This is a genomic window from Frankia sp. Cppng1_Ct_nod (assembly GCF_920656135.1).
Classification (GTDB): Bacteria; Actinomycetota; Actinomycetes; order Frankiales; family Frankiaceae; genus Protofrankia; species Protofrankia meridionalis.
Genome location: NZ_CAKKTK010000038.1, coordinates 25,852 through 42,994, shown reverse-complemented (window position 1 = coordinate 42,994; position 17,143 = coordinate 25,852). Strand labels below are relative to the sequence as shown.

Here is a 17,143-nt window from a genome sequence, read left to right as displayed (position 1 = left end):
CCGCCATTTTAGGGCCTGTTTGAGATCTGCACGACACCCCCACAGCGGGATCGGCACGTCGAGCGGTGGCTGTGATTGGTTCCGGTGGTGACGATGATCGCGTCGCGCCGTGGACGGCGTTGACCCGTGCCGTTGACCCGGCTCCATCTGCCTGCGTAATCATCTGGACATCCTGGACACGATGCGCCCTTTCCGGGAGGGCAACAGCCGTGCGCAGAGTACGTTCTTCCGCAAGGAGGTGGCGGGACTGGGACGTTCGGCGTAGCCACGGCCGGCCAGCCGGGAAGGCCGATCTGGCAGGTCAAGCACAACCTCGACTGACGGTTGGCTGACGGTCACGGTGTGGCCTGGCCGTAGAGTGGGTCGGGTGCGGGAGACATCGTCCACGGGCGGAGATGCGACCGCCTGGGCGGAAGGCATCCAACCGGGCCTGAGCTTCGGCGGGCCGAGCCCCGACGGCTCATCGCATGACGAGGGGACCGTCATCGGACAACAGAACGCCGGACAACAGAACGCCGGACAACAGAGCGCCGGACAACAGAGCGCCGGACCGGGCACCGAAGAGGAGAGCATCAACCAGGGCGGAGCCCCGCTCGCCGTTCGATCGCCACGAGCGGTGGCCGTGCTGGTCGGGGCGGCTCTCACGGTGGTCACCACCGACGCGGTAACCAAGATCCTCGCGGTGGCGCACCTGTCGGACCGGGCTCCCGTCGATCTGGTCCCCGGTGTGCTGGACCTTCAGCTGACCCGCAACCCGGGAGCCGCGTTCAGCCTCGCGGGCGGCGCGACCGTACTGTTCAGTATCGTCGCCCTCGCCGTTGTCGGCGTCATTGCGCGGACCGCCCGGACCTTGAAGTCGACACCGTGGGCGATCGTCCTCGGGTTCCTGCTCGGTGGCGCGCTCGGGAACCTCACCGACCGGATCTTTCGGGCACCGGCCCCGCTACGCGGGCACGTTGTCGACTGGATCCACCTGCACCACTGGCCCGTCTTCAACATCGCGGACTCGGCAATCGTGATCGGTGGTGTGCTCGCGGTCATCCTGGCGGGACGAGGGATCGGTCTGGACGGGCGACGGGCGGCAGGTGCCGGCGAACGTGATGAGTAGCGGGGGAGCAACGACAGGTCGGGCCAGGCGCGCCCTGCCGGTTCCCGACGGGCTGGACGGGCTGCGCCTGGACGCTGTGATCGCCCGGCTTTTCGGGCTGTCCCGCACTGCCGCCGCCCAGCTCGTCGACGACGGCCATGCCAGCGTCGACGGAACCGTGCGGGGACGTTCCGACCGGGTCAGGGGCGGGGCGTGGCTCGACATCGAGCTGCCGGCGCCACCGCGTCCGGTGCAGGTGGAGGCGACGCCCGTACCGGGCCTGCAGGTGATCCACGACGACGAGGACATCGTGGTCGTGAGCAAGCCGGTCGGGGTGGCGGCCCATCCCGCGCCCGGTTTCACCGGCCCCACCGTGATCGGCGGACTTGCCGCCGCGGGCTACCGCGTCGCGACCAGCGGTGCGGCCGAACGCCAGGGCGTGGTGCACCGCCTCGACGTCGGTACAACGGGAATAATGGTTGTCGCGAAAAGTGAGCACGCCTACACCGTGTTGAAGCGGGCTTTTCGGGATCGGGAGGTCGAGAAGACCTATCGTGCTCTGGTGCAGGGGCATCCTGATCCTTCAAGCGGCACGGTGGACGCACCGATCGACCGTCATCCGCGTAAACCGGGGCTCTTCGCCGTGGTCGCGGACGGCAAACCCAGCATCACGCATTACGACACGGAAGAGGCGTTCCGGGCCGCTTCGCTGCTGTCGGTGCGGCTGGAGACCGGGCGCACCCACCAGATCCGGGTACACATGTCGGCGCTGCGCCATCCCTGCGTCGGTGATCTCGCCTATGGTGCCGATCCGGTTCTTGCCGGCAGGCTCGGGTTGGCGCGGCAGTGGCTGCATGCCGCCCGACTGTCCTTTGCGCATCCCGCGGACGGGCGGTGGGTGACGTTCACCAGTCCCGATCCACCTGATCTTGCGGGGGCGGTGTCCCTTCTTCGGCAGCAGTCGTGACCGCCATCGGGCGCCAGATCGCGAAATGCCGGGTCACCCAGGTCACCCAGGTCACCCAGGTCGCCCAGGTCTTGAAGTGCCAGGTGGGAAGGCGCGAGGTGACGCGGGCTGCCGCCGCGTCCGTCCAGGGTGCGCTCAGCGCGCTCGACCGTCTGGACGAACGCGTGTTCCCGGTTGCCGTTCAGATCATGGATGCGGTCGGCACCCGTGTTTCGCGGATCCGCCATGCGTTCGCCGTCCGCATGGACCGCAGGGTCGTCAGGCCTGACGACGCCCGGCGCGGCATGGACGGCACCCTCCTCGAGCGAGGAATGCGGATCATGGTTCTGGGTGCGGTCGGCATGATCGGGGTGAGCGCGGTCGCCGGGCTGGTGCGGGGGCCGGCAGCCGGACGCCCCGAGGGCCGGGCCGGACCGTCGGGGCGTCCGCCCGCCGGGGCGCAGGCCGATCCGAGCGGTACGGCGCTGGCGACCCCCGTCCAGACGGCGCCCCGGCCGCAGACCGTGCAGGTGGGCCCGAGCCCGGACGAGCCGATCGACGGCTACCTGACCGTCGCCCGGATGCGACTTGCCGCGCTGGCGCAGGCCGCGGACCAGCCCGACACCTACGCGGTCGTCAGCTTCCCCGGCTACCGGACGCCGGAGCAGACGCTCGGGCTGCTCCAGGACTTCCGCACGGTCCGGGTGTTCTTCCGGGTCCCACCCGACGGCCCGACGCTGTCCGCGGACATTCTCGATCCGGCGGCCGACGTCCGGGCCGCATTCGAGCAGGCCGGCGACGCCGCGGCCCGCCGGGCGGACGCCGCGACCGACAGCGACACGCGTCAGCTTGCCGCGGACGAGGCCGCGGCGCTGCGTGACTCCTGCGCCTGCCTGTACGGGGCGGTGGTGCGCGCTCCCGTCGAGCGGCTTGTCATCCTTGCGGGGATGACGTCGGTCCGGCTGGTGGACGCGGCGCCACCTGGCACCGCCGGCTCGGTGGGCTCCGTCGTTTTCACGCCGTTGCGGCCCGAGCAGCTTTGAGCTGTCGTGACAGCTACGCGGGAGTGGCGGGTTTGCGCTGTGTTGTTGCTGGTTGTTGTCGTGCTGTGTGTGGACGCGTTGGCGTGGGGTGGGGTCGGTGACGTCTCCGCCGACCCCGGGACCGTGCCGGTCTCGGGGAGCGTGCCGGTCTCGGGGGGAACCCCTGTCCCGCAGGAAACACCGATCACGCTGGTACGCGCGGGCTCCCCGTATAGGCTGACCGTCCGCTCGCAGACCGGCGGGGAGGGGCTGCTGGACGTCACCGCCGAAGCCCCCGGGATCGACTGGGCAACACGGGACGACGAGTCCGCGGTGGTTGCCGTCGATGTGGACGGGCGGCTTGCCACCGACATCGTCGTCTGGTCGCAGCATCCGATCGCAAGGCGCGTCCAGCTCGGGTACCTGCCCGCCGGCGTCCACACGCTGACGCTCGCGGTGGACGGGGAGGCCTCCGTCGCGGCAGCGCGCACGGTGGTCCTGCGTGGTCCGGCGGTCGCGGTCGTCCCGCCCGGGGCGGCGGCATCCCGGGCGCTCGCGACCGCCCCCGTCCTGTACGGGCGGTCCCTGCCCGACCTCGGCGGCCGGTTCCAGAACAACCACACCGACACCCCGCTGCTCGCCTGGCACACCGAGGACGCGGTCGCGGCCCGCCCTGGCCACACGCTGTTCGAGTACAGCGTCATGTGGAGCAACGAGGACGGCGGGACCGGCAATGACCCGGCGGTTGTGCAGGCCCGGTGGGGACGGCAGACCGACATCGAGTGGGTGTACCGGGTCGAGGTCGACGCCGAGGGGTCCACGGTGGCGGGTACGGCGGTGTACCAGGGTCCCAACCATGTGGTCGTACCGTTCAGGGGAAGCTACGAGCATGGTCATCCCGTGCTCCAGACGTGCACGAGCAACAACAACGTGTGTGACGTGCTCGTCGACCCCGGCATGCGGTTCATGCCCGCCGCCGACCGCGAACCCGTGGCGGGTCAGGCGCGGGAGCGGATGATGGATGCCAATCCCTGGGCATACCAGGTGTCCGCCGCCGAGGTACGGCGGGAAGGAAAGACCGAACCGGTGGCGTCGCCGGACACACCCGCGCTGTCCGACCCTCGGAACTACCTGTACATCGTGGTCCGCAAGACCACCGCGGGCCCGGCCGTCGGCCCAGCCGAGGTTTCCGCGGGCCTGGCCGGCGGAAACCTCGGCTGGGTCGGTACCGCGGTCGGTGTCCGGCTGCGCCGGACCCCCGGCGTCCTCTACCGGTCGGACCACGCGATCGCGGGCTGGACCCTGCAACGGGACGGTTCGGCCGCCACCGCGGTGGAACTGCCCGTGGGTACGCGGCTGGACGACATCGCCACGGTCGAGGTGCTGCGCGTTCCGACGACCATGATCGACCCGGGTTCGACGGTCACCGTCACCGGCGTGGAGCGGGCGATCATGCTGGGTGACGACAGTCTGCCCGCGGCCGGGTCCCTGACCTGGTCCGGCATGGTCACGCTGACCGCGGCCAGCCCCGTCGCCGTCCTTTACGAAGGTATCCCGGCCTCGGTCGTCAGGTAGTCGACGGCCCGTGCCATTGCCGCACGGGTCGCACGGGCTATCTCGACGATTTCCGGGAACCACACGATGTAGGCGTCCCCGACATCTGGACTGACTCATTCGAGTCTTCAGATTCCGCTAGCGAGAAGCCACGTAGCGTATCGACGTGCGACGGCGGCCCGTTTTTTGGCGCCTGCTTGCCGAGTTGTCGCCGCACGGTAGCTCCATAGCCCGGCGACGTAGACTGCGAAGGCTGTCACAGTATCGCGGTCCAGTCGTGACCACGACGGCACCGATTTTGCCCATTCCTCGGCCTGTTCGGGTCTGTGGCCTGCTTCGACGAGTCGGATGACCACGAACGCGGTGTCTATCCAGTCGGCTCCGGCGGCAGGCCATCCCCAGTCGACTACGTGGAAGTCGCCATTCTTGCCGACGAGGAATTGACCGCCGTGGAGGTCGGTGTGGACTAACCGGTCACCGTCGATCCGGTCGAGCACAAGATCCGACCATTACGACAGTTCGCGGGTTTTTCGTTCCGCCAGGGTCGTTTCCGGTTCCAAATCCGTAAGCAGTTCCCAGGAGTCCGCCGGGCTCCAGCGGTCCCGAAGTGCGCGAAGGTGAGGCGCTCGAACGGTGCTGATTCGTTGAAGCGTCGCGGCGACACGCCCGAGGTCGTCCGAGTTCGGGGCGAGGTTCGCGTCTCGGCCGTGGATGTATTCGAATCCCACCACGAACCAGTCCTCGACGTCGTCTGAGAAAAGAACGGCGGGGGCGACGCCGGCCGTGATCCGGCCGGCGTCGGCCTCGTTCCTCAAAAACCGCATTCGACGACTGACTCCGTGGACACCTTTCAGGAAGACGGATTCGCCTACCGTCTGTAGCACGGTTGCGACGTCACAGTTCTGTCCGCCGCGTACGGTGGTTGCGTCTGTGACAGCGCCGACGCGGTTTTGCGCGGCCTCCCGGACCGTTTTCGGCAGGTCGTCCCAGTCCACGGTCATGTTTGTCCTCGGATGTCGCTAGCTCGGGAGTTGAGTTTCGGTGTTCTCGTCGCAGTCCTTGCCGGAGGCGCTGCACTTGCTGCACTTCGCCGAGTCGAGCGTCCACAGTTCTGGGACGACGACGTATCCGGTTCGTTCGATCGCGTCGAGCGTACGGAGGTGGGTGGCTGCCTGTTCCGTCAGGCCGATCGGCCCGCCGTGGGGGTCCTCGGGTTGGTGGTGGATGAAGCCCCCCGCGTACGTCCGGCAGAACTGCGCGTACGCCCGCGTGTGCAGCAGGAAGGCGTGCCAACCGGGGTCAATCGCCCTACTGGGTACAAGTGCGGCTTCCGGGTTCGCGGCGCACGCATGCAGGAACAACAGCGCTTGGTCCATGACCTGTTCGGCGTGGTCCTTGCCGACGCGGCGGTCCGCCGTGATCCGTTCGACCAATTGGTCGAAAAGGTCGGGGGCCACCGTGCTGCGCGCCGTTCTCGTCTCGGCTACGACGGTCGTCATGTCGTTCTTCCTTCCGGTTGTGGCCTCACGCTGTGTGAGAACCTTCGTGGTTCCGTGGGTTTGAGAAACGTGCGCTACGTCGACAGCTCCGGGAGCACCGCGACTGTGTCTCCGTTCTCATGGTCAACCGTGAAACACCCTTTCCTCCCCAACCGGCAATTTGGAACTCTGGTGCGGTGCGGTGCGGTCGTGTCGAAGGTGTGGGGCCAGCGGAGGGGTTATTCCTAGCCGCTTCGCTGTTCCTCTGTCGCGAGCGTGAGCAGCCGCCCGCCCTTTGCGCCGATCTTCGCCAACAGGGCTGAGCGGATCACGGGAATAGTACTCATCCCGGCCACCGACGGAACGACGACCGTGACGCCGTCGCCCAACCCGTCCAATCGGTCCATTAGGGGCTCTTCGCAGTAGGCAGGATGTCGTATTCGCGCGGCTACCGGCTACAGGACGGTTGTGGTAGCAGGGTGTAACCACCGGGGCCGGACCGGTCGGCGCGTTTGGGCGGGCGCAGCCCGTCGGTGTTGAGTTGGCCGGCGATCTGCCGGCTGGACAGGTCTGGGGTGGATCTTGCCCGTAGCCGGGAATCCCCAAGGTGCCGTGGGGCCCGGGGGATGTGTGCCAGGCCCGTCATGTGGACGGTGTGGAGCAGGGAGGTTGTCGATGAGCGTGACAGCAGCACCCGCGAGCTCAGTGAACGGCCAGGTCCCGCAGCGGCCCGGCGGGCGTTTCGGAACCCCGCAGGAACGGGTCGCCCGAGGGAAGGCGGCACGGGCCACCGTGCCCCGCTCAAGCCACGGCGAGTTCGAACCGGCGCCGAAACGACCGGACCCGGTGGACGTCGTCGAGAGGCAGTCGTCGACCCGGGTGCCCGAGCTGGTACCGATCCGGTACGGGCGGATGATCGAGTCCCCGTTCCGGTTCTACCGGGGCGCGGCTGCGATCATGGCGGGTGACCTGGCGACGACGCCACGTACCGGGATCACGGCGCAACTGTGCGGTGATGCCCATCTGCTGAACTTCCGTCTGCTCGCCTCACCCGAACGTCACCTGATGTTCGACATCAACGACTTCGACGAGACCCTGCCGGGCCCGTGGGAGTGGGACGTCAAACGGCTGGCGGCAAGCTTCGTCATCGCCGGCCGGCACAACGGGTTCAGCGGCGCCGAACGGCGGACGGTGGTCATGGCCATGGTCCGGTTCTACCGGGAGTGGATGCACCGGTTCGCGGACATGGGCAACCTCGCCGTCTGGTACGCCCAGGTGAACGTCGAACAGCTTGAGGCCCAGTATCTGGATCAGATGTCGAAGGCCAGGCGCAGGCGTGTCACCCGGACGGTGAGCCGGGCCCGGTCCCGCGACAGTCTGCGGGCGTTCGAGAAGCTCACCACGTTCGTGGACGGCGAGCGGCGGATCGTGGCGGACCCACCGCTGCTCGTGCCGATCCGGGACCTGTTCACCGGGGTCGAAGGCGACGCGCTGGCCGAGCGGCTTGCCGTGATCATCGAGGAGTACCGCGAGTCCCTGTCGTCGGAGCGCCGCGTCCTGCTCGGTCAGTACCGCCTCGTCGACGTCGCCCGCAAGGTCGTCGGTGTCGGCAGCGTCGGTACCCGGTGCTGGATCGTCCTCATGCTCGGCCGGGACGACCATGATCCGCTGCTCCTACAGGTGAAGGAGGCGGACACTTCGGTGCTGGCCGATCATCTGCCGGCCAGCGAGTATGCCAACCAGGGGCAGCGGGTCGTCTCCGGCCAACGGCTGATGCAGGCGGCCAGCGACATTTTCCTGGGCTGGCATCAGGGGATGGGCATCGACGGCCGGGTACGGGACTTCTACGTCCGCCAGCTGTACGACTGGAAGGGCATCATCCCGGTGGACGAGATGGCGCCGCAGAACATGCGCTCGTTCGCCGGACTGTGCGGGATGACGCTGGCCCGTGCGCACGCCAGATCCGGGGACAGGATCGCCCTCGCCTCCTACCTCGGCCGCAGCGACGTGTTCGACCGGGCGCTCACCCACTTCGCCGAGGCCTACGCCGACCAGAACGAACGTGACCATGCCGCTCTGGTCGCAGCCGTGAAGTCCGGCCGGGTGATCGCCGAGTCCGCCTAACCGATCTGGTCACCTTCAGCGAGTGGGCCCGGCCGGCTGATCCGGTCCGGGATCTGCCCGGTGAGATCCGTCTCCGGCCGCGGCCAGAAGTGATCGACTTGGTCTGTCGACTACGAAATGACCCTGAGGCCCACCACGACGGCGGACCGGCCCTGCATGGCGAGCGACGTGTGCCGATACCGGTTCGTCCGGGCAACCCGGGGGAAAGGATTCACCGGGGGCGATGATGACTCGTGAGGAACCGGCCAGCGCCGTAATCGACTCCCGCGGCGTCGTTGTGGGTTGGAGCGAGCAGGCTCACCTGCTGCTCGGCTACTCGACGACAGAGATCGTCGGTTGCCCCGCTTCCGACCTGCTCGCCACAGACCTCCCGGAAACCGTCCGCAGGGCCGCCGAGACGGGCCAGCCGTCCAGCGTCAGGCTCACCGTGCGCCATCGCGGCGGTCGCAGCCTCGGCCTGCAGATCCGTGCACACCCCCTGCAGGACGCGGCCGGGGGGACCCAGTGGTTCCTGGTCGGGTCCCCGGTCGGGTCCCCACCGGTTGCGGACCCGGGTCGGGCACGCGACATCGGGGACGTCCGGGCGATGCTGGACCGGGCGTTCACCGAGATGCCGGTCCATGCCGCATTGCTCGACACGGACATGCGACACGTGCGGCTGAACGCCGCGATGTGCTGCATGCTCGGGCTGCCGAGCGAGGCCGACGGTCTTGGCCTGCGATTGACCGATATCGTTCTGAATCCGGAAACCGAGGAGTCCGTGGCTCAGGCGCGGAGGGCGGCCCAGACCGGGGAACCGGTGCATCACCGGCTCTTCGGTCCGGACCGCGCACCGGGTGAAAGAGACAGGCTCCTCTGGAACACGGTGTTCTCTCCGGTGAAGGACCCGGCCGGTGAGGTTCTCGGCGTGCTGGTCCTGGGGCTCGACTCCACCGAACATCACGTGGCGCGGGAGCGGCTCGCGTTGGTGAACGAGGCGAGTACCCGTATCGGCAGTACTCTCGACGTGACCCGGACCGCTCAAGAAATGATCGAGGTCGTCGTCCCCCGGCTCGCCGACTTCGCCACCATCGATCTGCTGGAAACCGTTCTGCGCGGTGAGGAGCCGGGCTCCGGCCCGGTCACGAGGAGCGCGGCGCTCCGCCGGATCGCGGTCGACTCCGTCCTGCCGGGCATGCCCGAGGCGGTCATCAGGCCGGGCGAGGTGGCCTCCTACCCCGCGCAATCGCCCTTTGCGCTGTGCCTTGCCACCGGGGAAGCCATCCTGTACCGCAGTTGGGGATCCAATGACAACCCATGGGCCGGTAACGACCCGATACGCGACACCTACGTCCACAAGTTCGGGGTGCACTCCTCCATTGCGCTGCCGGTGAGAGCCCGCGGAATCACGCTCGGGGTGGTTCTTTTCCTCCGTCACCAGCGGCCGGAACCGTTCGAGGAGGACGACTTCGTGCTCGCCAAGGAGATCGTCGCGAGGGCGGCCGTCTGCGTCGACAACGCGCGCCGGTACACCCGGGAACGCGCCGCCGCACTCACCCTCCAGCACAGCCTGCTCCCGCAGCGGCTACCCGAACAGATCGCGATAGACGTGGCTTCCCGCTACCTGCCCGCCGGTTCCCACGTCGCTGTTGGCGGCGACTGGTTCGACGTGATCAGACTTTCGGGGAGCCGTGTCGGCCTGGTGGTCGGCGATGTGGTCGGCCACGGCATCCACGCCGCCGCGACCATGGGCCGGCTGCGTACCGCCGTCCGGACACTCGCGGATCTCGACCTCCCGCCCGAGGAACTACTCACCCGGCTCGACGACGTGGTGACGCGTCTGGTCGCCGAGGAGAACGTCCCCCTGGGCGAGACGGAAAGCGATCTGAGCGCCACCTGCCTGTACGCGGTTTACGATCCGGTTTCCCGTATCTGTTCACTCGCCCGTGCTGGCCACCCCGTCCCGGCTGTCGTCACCCCTGAGGGCGAGACCTATTTCCTGGACCTGCAGGCAGGCCCTCCACTGGGTCTGGGCGGCCTGCCCTTTGAGGGAGAAGAGTGCGAACTACCTGACGGTAGCCTGCTCGTCCTCTACACCGACGGTCTGGTCGAATCCCGTGAACGCGGCATCGAGACGGGGCTGAACGAAATGCGTAGGGTGCTGACCGAGATCCACCTCCGTGCTGACGGCTCCCTGCGTCCCCCGCCTCCGTTGGACAGCATCTGCGACTCAGTGCTCACGGCGCTGCTCCACGAGCGCCCCACGGACGACGTCGCTCTACTCATCGCCCGTACCCACGCCCTCGACTCCGACCGGGTGGCCTCCTGGGAACTGCCGGCTGAACCCGCGGTCGTCGCGAGCGCCCGGGCGCGGGCATCCCGCCAGCTCGCGGCCTGGAAGCTCGAGGAGAACGCCTTCACCACGGAGCTGATCGTCAGCGAGCTTGTCACCAACGCCCTCCGTCACGCCCGTACACCCATCCAGGTGCGGATGATTCTGGACAGTACGCTCATCTGCGAGGTGTCCGACGGCAGCAGCGCGGCCCCCCACCTGCGCCAGGCACACAGCTTCGACGAGGGTGGACGCGGGTTGCTGCTGGTCGCCCACCTCACCGAACGCTGGGGCACCCGCCAGACCCGGTCAGGCAAGATCATCTGGACCGAGCAGGCGCTGCCGCGGAAATCGGCCGCCGGTCTCGCCGGAAGCGGTTAGCGCGCTTGTCAGGGCGGGTGGTGCAGCCTCGGTCTCCGGGCGCAGCCGAAGGTTGACAGCCGCGCTCTGAATGGTACCCGCTCTGGTAGCGGATCCGGTACCAGAGCGGCGTCAGACCTGGACGCGGGTGTCGATGGCGGTGACGATCTCGGTGATGGCCTCGGTGACCGGGATGCCGTTACGCTGATCGCCGTTGCGGTAACGGAAGGAAACCGCCCCCGCGGCCACGTCCGCGTCCCCGGCGAGCAGCATGAACGGCACCTTCTGTTTCTGCGCTGTCCGGATCTTCTTCTGCATCCGGTCGTCCGAGGTGTCCACCTCGACGCGGACCCCGCGGGCGCGCAGCGTCTCGGCGACCTCCCGCAGGTACGGCACGTGCTCGTCGGTGATCGGGATACCGACCACCTGCACCGGCGCCAGCCAGGGTGGGAACGCCCCGGCATAGTGCTCGAGGAGCACCGCGAAGAACCGCTCGATCGAGCCGAACAACGCGCGATGAATCATGACCGGACGCTTGCGGGTGCCGTCCGAGGACTGATACTCCAGATCGAAGCGCTGCGGAAGCTGGAAGTCGACCTGGATCGTCGACATCTGCCAGGTCCGGCCGATCGCGTCCTTTGTCTGAACGGAGATCTTCGGGCCGTAGAACGCGGCGCCGCCCGGGTCGAGCACGAGGTCCAGCCCCTGCTTGGACGCGGCCTGGCGCAGCGTTTCGGTCGCCTCGGCCCATTCGGCGTCGGTACCGACGAACTTCTCGGGGTCCTTGGTGGACAGCTCCAGGTAGAAGTCGGTCAGGCCGTAGTCACGCAGCAGGTCGAGGACGAAGGTCAGCAGGCTGTCGAGTTCACCCGGCATCTGCTCGAGGGTGCAGTAGATGTGCGCGTCGTCCTGGGTGAAACCGCGCGCGCGGGTCAGCCCGTGCACCACCCCGGACTTCTCGTACCGGTAGACCGTGCCGAACTCGAACAACCGCAGCGGCAACTCGCGGTACGACCGTCCCCGCGCCCGGTAGATCAGGTTGTGCATGGGGCAGTTCATGGGCTTGAGGTAGTACTGCTGGCCCTCGTCCAGCTCCATGGGCGGGTACATGCCGTCGGCGTACCAGTCCAGGTGACCGGACAGTTCGAACAACTGCTTTTTGGTCGCGTGCGGGGTGTAGACGAAGGAATAGCCGGCTTCTTCGTGGCGTCGGCGGGAGTAGTCCTCCAGCACCTTTCGAATGACTCCGCCCCTGGGATGGAACACCGCCAGACCCGACCCGATCTCCTCGGGGACCGAGAACAGGTCGAGTTCGGCGCCGAGCCGGCGGTGGTCGCGCTTCTCCGCCTCGGCGAGCATCGTCAGGTGGTTCTTCAGCGCGTCCTTCGACTCCCACGCTGTTCCGTAGATGCGCTGGAGCTGAGGGTTCTTCTCGCTTCCGCGCCAGTAGGCGGCAGCGGTGCGCATCAGCTTGAACGCCGGGATGTACCGGGTGGACGGCACATGCGGGCCGCGGCACAGGTCCTTCCAGCAGACGTCGCCGCTTTTCGCGTCCAGGTTGTCGTAGATGGTCAGCTCGCCCGCACCGACCTCGACGCCGGCCTCCGAGTCGACGCCGGCTCCGCCCTTGAGGCCGATCAGCTCGAGCTTGAACGGTTCGCCGGCGAGCTCCGCGCGCGCCTGGTCATCGGTGACGACCCGCCGGGAGAAACGCTGCCCGTCACGGACGATCCGGCGCATCTGCCTGTCGAGTGCCTCGAGGTCCTCGGGGGTGAACGGACGCTCCACGCCGAAGTCGTAGTAGAAGCCGTCGGTGATGGGCGGGCCGATTCCGAGCCGTGCCCCGGGGAAGAGCCGCTGGACCGCCTGGGCGAGGACGTGCGCGGTGGAGTGGCGGACGATCGCGCGTCCGTCCGCGCTGTCGATGGTCACAGGCTCGACGGTGTCGCCGTCGCGCAGCTGGTAGGCCAGGTCCCGCAGGGTGCCGTCCACCTTGGCCGCGACGACCGACCGGTCACCGCCGAACACCTCGGCCGCGGTCGTCCCCGTCGTCACCGCTCGCTCACCCGATGAGGGGCTGCCGGGCAGGACGATCTGGACGGTTGGCACGGGTGGACTCCTGACAACGAGGGATGCTCAGAGCTCTTGCGAGTGCCTGATGCTACCTGCCGGTCGATGGGGTCACATCCGGGTTTCCCGGCGACGGTTTCCCCTTCCCCGCGAGGCGGCGAGGCGGCGATGCGGGGACCACGCAACGGCGGGCCGCTTCCCTGTCGTCACGGTCACAGAGGAGGATGGTCGGGGGATGGGCGATACGGCTGGGGCTGGGCGGTATGAAGGTGGCTGCGGCCGACGCCTGCCACCGTCCGTCACTATGGACGACACACGCACCACGACACGACGCACCACGACACGACGACACCATTCGACGACTTGAGGAGCCCCTGCGGTGAAGCTGGCGATGGGCACCCGGGAGGTCTTCGACGCGGAGAGCCTGCTTGAGGAGTACCTCGGGCCGCGCAAGCGGGGCCTGCGTTATGCCTACCCGTACTACGACGGGCTTGCCACGAACGGCGACCCCGACCTGCTGTGCACGGGCGACCTGCTCGCCCCCTGCCTGCTCGGCGTCCAGGTGGACGTCGACCGGATGCACACGCTGACCGCGCTCACCCCGCTGTTGCAACGCGGCCTGGACAGACTCCCCCCCGGAATCGAGCTGATCGAGGCGGACGAGGTTACTCTTGACCTTGTCGCGGCCCTGTACGACCCGCTGGACGATCCTGACGTCTCCGACCGTGACGTCAAGGGCTCGCTGATCGCGAAGGTCCTGCACCGCAAACGACCCGCGCTCGTGCCCCTGTTCGACTCGAAGGTCAGGATCTTCTACCAGCACGAGCAGGGCATCCCCCCGTCGCCGCGCGACGGGCGGTCCTGGCGCGAGTACATGGAGCTGCTGGTCCGCGCCATGCAGTACGACCTGCGGGAGAACGCCGAGGAGTTCCGGCGGCTGTCCGCTCTCGTTCCCGACAACGGGCCGCCGCTGACACCGCTTCGCATCCTCGACATCGTGGTGTGGATGAGCAGTGCGGTCTGATAGCCGTCCCCGGCCGGGGTTGCGGTGAGGCGCCGGGACGGACCCTCGGGCTGCCTGCCGGCGCTGGTCGTCGTGCCGCTGCGGGCGGCGCGCCGGGTGACCGGTCGGGCGCCGACCCGCCACGAGATCGGCCGTGGTCTCGCGCTGCGGGGACGGATCTGGGACGGTATCGCCGACCTCGCCTTCAACGGAGTCGTCGTGGCCGGCGTGGACGGCCGGGTGGCCGCGGTGGGCCCCGGTGACGCGGTGGCGCTGCCGGACGGGCTGCAGGTGATCGACTGTGTCTGGATCGGTCCGGGCGTCACCGACGCCCATGTTCATCTTGCGACCACCGCCACCTCCGGACACGATGAGATGCGTGCTGGACTCGTCGCGGTGCGTGATCTCGGTTCGCCGGTCGAGAGGCTGGCCCATTGGCGGATGGCCGCACCGATCGTGGTTGCCGGCGCGGGGCCCCGCGTCACCGGCGCTGTGGATCCGCGTCCGGACCTGCGCACGGACCTGTGTACGGACCGCGCGGGCCGGGAGGTGTTCGCGCGCGAGCCGGTGGGCCGGGGCCTGGGGGTCAGGTCCTGGACATACCGGTCGTCGCTTCGCCGCGGGACCGCGAGCCGGACGGCATCCGGTATCTACGCCCCCGGGCGGAACGCCGCCGGTCGCAACACCCAGGACTGGGATGCGCTCGACGGGGAGGCGGTCGCCGTCGTCGACAGTCCCGCTGCCGCTCGCAGGCTCGTCGCCAGCCTGGTGGCGGACGGCGTCGACCTCATCAAGGTGTGTGTCGAGGGCGTCGACGGCACCGAGGGCGGCGTGTCGTCCGGACGTGCGCCACTGCATCAGTCCGACCTCGGGGCCGTCGTGGACGCCGCCCACGCGGCAGGGCTCGCGGTGACCGCGCATGCGCTGACCGTCCGGGCGGTCGAGATGGCGCTGCGGGCAGGCGTGGACGAACTCGCCCATGTTCCCCTGGAGCCCCTGCCTGAGGAGGTCGTCGAGCGGATTGCCGCCGCCGGCGTGGCGGTGGTCTCCACGCTGCAGTGCCACGCCGGAGTCGGGCCGGCACCCGCACGTAACGCGGCGTTGCTCCACCGCGCCGGAGTCCCCCTGATCTACGGCACCGACGCGGGCGGCGCGAGTAGCCGTCCACCCGGCGTGGACCCCCGGGAACTCGACCGGCTCGCATACGCCGGCCTGGGACGCCTGGGCGCGCTGCGTGCGGCGACATCGGGCGCCGCCCGGGCAGCCGGGTTCGACGGCCAACGGCCGTCCGGCCGCATCGAAGTGGGCGCTTTCGCGGCGCTGGTCGGCCTTCCCGCCGATCCTCTGGTCGAGCCCGCGGCCTGGCGGCACCCGACGGTGGTCGTCAACGGCCACCGACTGATCGGCGCGTAATGTTCGCAAACGTGAAGCTTTCGGTCCTGATGCCGGTATTCAACGAGCAGGCCACCCTTGCCGCCGCGGTCAAGCGGGTGCTGGATGTCGACTACCCGTCCGAGGTGGAACTCGTGGTGGTCGACGACGGCAGCACGGACGGGACCCGGGCCATCCTCGCCTCCCTCGACGATCCACGCCTGGTCATCGCGCACCAACCGGTGAACCAGGGCAAAGGCGCCGCGATCCGGGCCGCGAGCCGACTCGCGACCGGTGACTACCTCGTCATCTGTGACGCCGATCTCGAATATGCACCGGAGGAGATCCCGGCGTTGCTGGAGCCGGTACTCGCCGGTGAGACCGAGGTCGTCTACGGCTCCCGGACGTTCAGCAGCAACACCGCGTTCTCGTTCTGGTACGTGATGGGCAACAAGGCGGTGACGCTGGCCGCGAACGTCCTGTTCGACAGCTACATCAGTGACCTGGAGACCTGCTTCAAGCTGATGCCGGTCAGCCTGTACCGCGAACTGGACGTCTCCTCCGCGGGTTTCGGGATGGAGGCCGAGGTGACCGCGAAGCTCCTCGCCCGCGGTATCCGGCCGTTCGAGGTGCCGATCAGTTACCGGGCCCGCACCCGGGCCGAAGGCAAGAAGCTGACCTGGAAGGACGGGGTCGAGGCGCTGTGGATCCTCGGATCGATCCGGGCGCGCGGCCGGACGCACAGCCGGACCCGGACCGGCTGACCCGGGGGCACACCCGTGTACGCGAGCCGCCGACCGGCAGCTCACATCCCCTCGGGCCGAACCCGGGCCCGCGGGCTGCGACAATGGGCCGCGTGCTGAGTTACGCCGTGCGCGGGCTCACCCGTCGGCACGGCGTCGGTGAGCATGCTGTCCTCGCTACCTCCGACATCGACCTCGATATCGGACGCGGCGAGGTGTTCGGCGTCCTCGGGCCGAACGGCGCCGGCAAGACCACGCTGGTGCGCCAGCTCATGGGGCTGATCCGGCCGGACGCCGGCTCGATCGAGATGTTCGGTCGGGACGTCGTCGCCCGTCCCGACATCCCGTCACGGCTCGCCGCCTACCTCGGCCAGGGTGACATGGCCCTGGCGGACCTGCCGGTGAACGTCGCCGTGGAGACCACAGCCCGGTTGCGTGGCCTCGGCCGTGCGGCATCCCGGGCGGCCTGCACGGCCGTCATCGACGAGCTCGGCCTGGCCCCGATAGTGAACCGGCCGTTGCGGCACCTGTCCGGTGGTCAGCGCCGGCTCGCCTCGGTCGCCTGCACCCTGGTCGGCGACCGTGAGGTCCTCGTCCTGGACGAGCCGACCACCGGCCTGGACCCGACGGCCCGACGCGCGGTCTGGTCGGCGTTGGAACGCCGCCGGGCCGCCGCCGGCGTCACCGTGCTGCTGGTCACCCACAACGTCCTCGAAGCGGAGACCGTGCTCGACCGGGTCGCGGTACTCGACGCCGGCCGGGTGATCGCCTGCGACACCCCGGGACGGCTCAAGGCGTCGGTGAGCGAGGACGTCCGGCTGGACCTGGTGTGGCGTCACGAACCGCCCGCCGACGACCCGACCATCGCGCGCCTGGCCCGGCAGGCCGAGATCAGCGGTCGCCGGTGGACGACACGGATGCCCGCGGCCGAAGCCCGGGAGGCGCTCGCCCGGCTCACCTCCGGCCCGGCCTTCGCCGCCCTCGACGACTTCACCCTCGCCACACCGTCACTTGAGGACGTCTACCTCGCCCTCGGCGGAGCATCCCGCACCCTGGAGCGCACATGACCATGGT

The 17,143-nt window shown here is 68.9% G+C and carries 14 protein-coding genes; 10 read left to right on the top strand and 4 right to left on the bottom strand.

What is annotated here, in order from left to right:
* Positions 1–367: 367 nt before the first annotated feature.
* From NBW77_RS12780 to NBW77_RS12765, 4 genes are read left to right on the top strand one after another with little or no spacing between them, the layout of a single operon-like run.
* Positions 368–1,108: a signal peptidase II gene (locus tag NBW77_RS12780; RefSeq protein ID WP_250279745.1), complete on the top strand. Its 741-nt coding sequence runs from the start codon at positions 368–370 to the stop codon at positions 1,106–1,108.
* Positions 1,101–2,054, top strand: coding sequence for an RluA family pseudouridine synthase (locus NBW77_RS12775; protein ID WP_131746497.1), 954 nt, complete (start codon positions 1,101–1,103; stop codon positions 2,052–2,054). The genes NBW77_RS12780 and NBW77_RS12775 overlap by 8 nt, the downstream gene beginning before the upstream one ends.
* On the top strand, positions 2,051–3,076 hold the full coding sequence (locus NBW77_RS12770; RefSeq protein ID WP_131746482.1) for a hypothetical protein: 1,026 nt from the start codon (positions 2,051–2,053) through the stop codon (positions 3,074–3,076). Before NBW77_RS12775 ends, NBW77_RS12770 begins: the two co-directional genes overlap by 4 nt.
* A gap of 6 nt (positions 3,077–3,082) precedes the next feature.
* A complete protein-coding gene (locus NBW77_RS12765) occupies positions 3,083–4,630 on the top strand; it encodes a hypothetical protein (protein WP_131746481.1) in 1,548 nt (515 codons plus the stop codon).
* Positions 4,631–4,737: 107 nt separating this feature from the next.
* On the opposite strand, the gene NBW77_RS12760 is transcribed toward NBW77_RS12765, so the two are convergent.
* The 3 genes from NBW77_RS12760 to NBW77_RS12750 are packed head-to-tail and all read right to left on the bottom strand — an operon-like array spanning position 4,738 to position 6,108.
* A complete protein-coding gene (locus NBW77_RS12760; protein ID WP_207386958.1) occupies positions 4,738–5,106 on the bottom strand; it encodes a hypothetical protein in 369 nt (122 codons plus the stop codon).
* 12 nt (positions 5,107–5,118) lie between these two features.
* On the bottom strand, positions 5,119–5,610 hold the full coding sequence (locus NBW77_RS12755) for a hypothetical protein (protein WP_207386957.1): 492 nt from the start codon (positions 5,608–5,610) through the stop codon (positions 5,119–5,121).
* 18 nt (positions 5,611–5,628) lie between these two features.
* Positions 5,629–6,108 (bottom strand): glycine-rich domain-containing protein, encoded by a 480-nt coding sequence (locus tag NBW77_RS12750; protein WP_131746480.1) that lies wholly within the window; start codon positions 6,106–6,108, stop codon positions 5,629–5,631.
* Between the two features lie 654 nt (positions 6,109–6,762).
* On the opposite strand from NBW77_RS12750, the gene NBW77_RS12745 reads away from it, so the two are divergent.
* Together NBW77_RS12745 and NBW77_RS12740 are read left to right on the top strand one after the other, a co-directional pair.
* Positions 6,763–8,211 (top strand): DUF2252 domain-containing protein, encoded by a 1,449-nt coding sequence (locus tag NBW77_RS12745; protein ID WP_131746478.1) that lies wholly within the window; start codon positions 6,763–6,765, stop codon positions 8,209–8,211.
* Positions 8,212–8,434: 223 nt separating this feature from the next.
* The gene (locus tag NBW77_RS12740; RefSeq protein ID WP_250279744.1) at positions 8,435–10,903 is read left to right on the top strand and encodes a SpoIIE family protein phosphatase; all 2,469 of its coding nucleotides are present in this window, start codon (positions 8,435–8,437) and stop codon (positions 10,901–10,903) included.
* A 111-nt stretch (positions 10,904–11,014) separates the two neighbouring features.
* Here the strand turns inward: NBW77_RS12740 and thrS are convergent, their stop codons facing one another.
* The gene (gene thrS / locus NBW77_RS12735; RefSeq protein WP_242605781.1) at positions 11,015–12,991 is read right to left on the bottom strand and encodes a threonine--tRNA ligase; all 1,977 of its coding nucleotides are present in this window, start codon (positions 12,989–12,991) and stop codon (positions 11,015–11,017) included.
* A 340-nt stretch (positions 12,992–13,331) separates the two neighbouring features.
* Here thrS and NBW77_RS12730 point away from each other — a divergent pair, with 340 nt between their 5' ends.
* The 4 genes from NBW77_RS12730 (at position 13,332) to NBW77_RS12715 (ending at position 17,136) form a co-directional block, all read left to right on the top strand.
* Positions 13,332–13,976, top strand: coding sequence for a DUF6308 family protein (locus tag NBW77_RS12730; protein WP_131746477.1), 645 nt, complete (start codon positions 13,332–13,334; stop codon positions 13,974–13,976).
* Between the two features lie 24 nt (positions 13,977–14,000).
* Positions 14,001–15,368 carry an amidohydrolase family protein gene (locus tag NBW77_RS12725; RefSeq protein ID WP_250279743.1) on the top strand — a complete coding sequence of 456 codons (1,368 nt, stop codon included), beginning with the start codon at positions 14,001–14,003 and terminating at the stop codon, positions 15,366–15,368.
* 11 nt (positions 15,369–15,379) lie between these two features.
* The gene (locus NBW77_RS12720; protein ID WP_131746475.1) at positions 15,380–16,090 is read left to right on the top strand and encodes a glycosyltransferase family 2 protein; all 711 of its coding nucleotides are present in this window, start codon (positions 15,380–15,382) and stop codon (positions 16,088–16,090) included.
* Between the two features lie 83 nt (positions 16,091–16,173).
* On the top strand, positions 16,174–17,136 hold the full coding sequence (locus tag NBW77_RS12715; protein WP_131746474.1) for an ABC transporter ATP-binding protein: 963 nt from the start codon (positions 16,174–16,176) through the stop codon (positions 17,134–17,136).
* Positions 17,137–17,143: the final 7 nt, after the last annotated feature.

Excerpts from the sequence above, each read along its gene's own strand:
- NBW77_RS12715 (WP_131746474.1), top strand. The coding sequence starts at position 16,174 with ATGGGCCGCGTGCTGAGTTACGCCGTGCGCGGGCTCACCCGTCGGCAC.
- NBW77_RS12745 (WP_131746478.1), top strand. The coding sequence starts at position 6,763 with ATGAGCGTGACAGCAGCACCCGCGAGCTCAGTGAACGGCCAGGTCCCG.
- NBW77_RS12750 (WP_131746480.1), bottom strand. The coding sequence starts at position 6,108 with ATGACGACCGTCGTAGCCGAGACGAGAACGGCGCGCAGCACGGTGGCC.
- NBW77_RS12755 (WP_207386957.1), bottom strand. The coding sequence starts at position 5,610 with ATGACCGTGGACTGGGACGACCTGCCGAAAACGGTCCGGGAGGCCGCG.
- NBW77_RS12775 (WP_131746497.1), top strand. The coding sequence starts at position 1,101 with ATGAGTAGCGGGGGAGCAACGACAGGTCGGGCCAGGCGCGCCCTGCCG.
- NBW77_RS12740 (WP_250279744.1), top strand. The coding sequence starts at position 8,435 with ATGATGACTCGTGAGGAACCGGCCAGCGCCGTAATCGACTCCCGCGGC.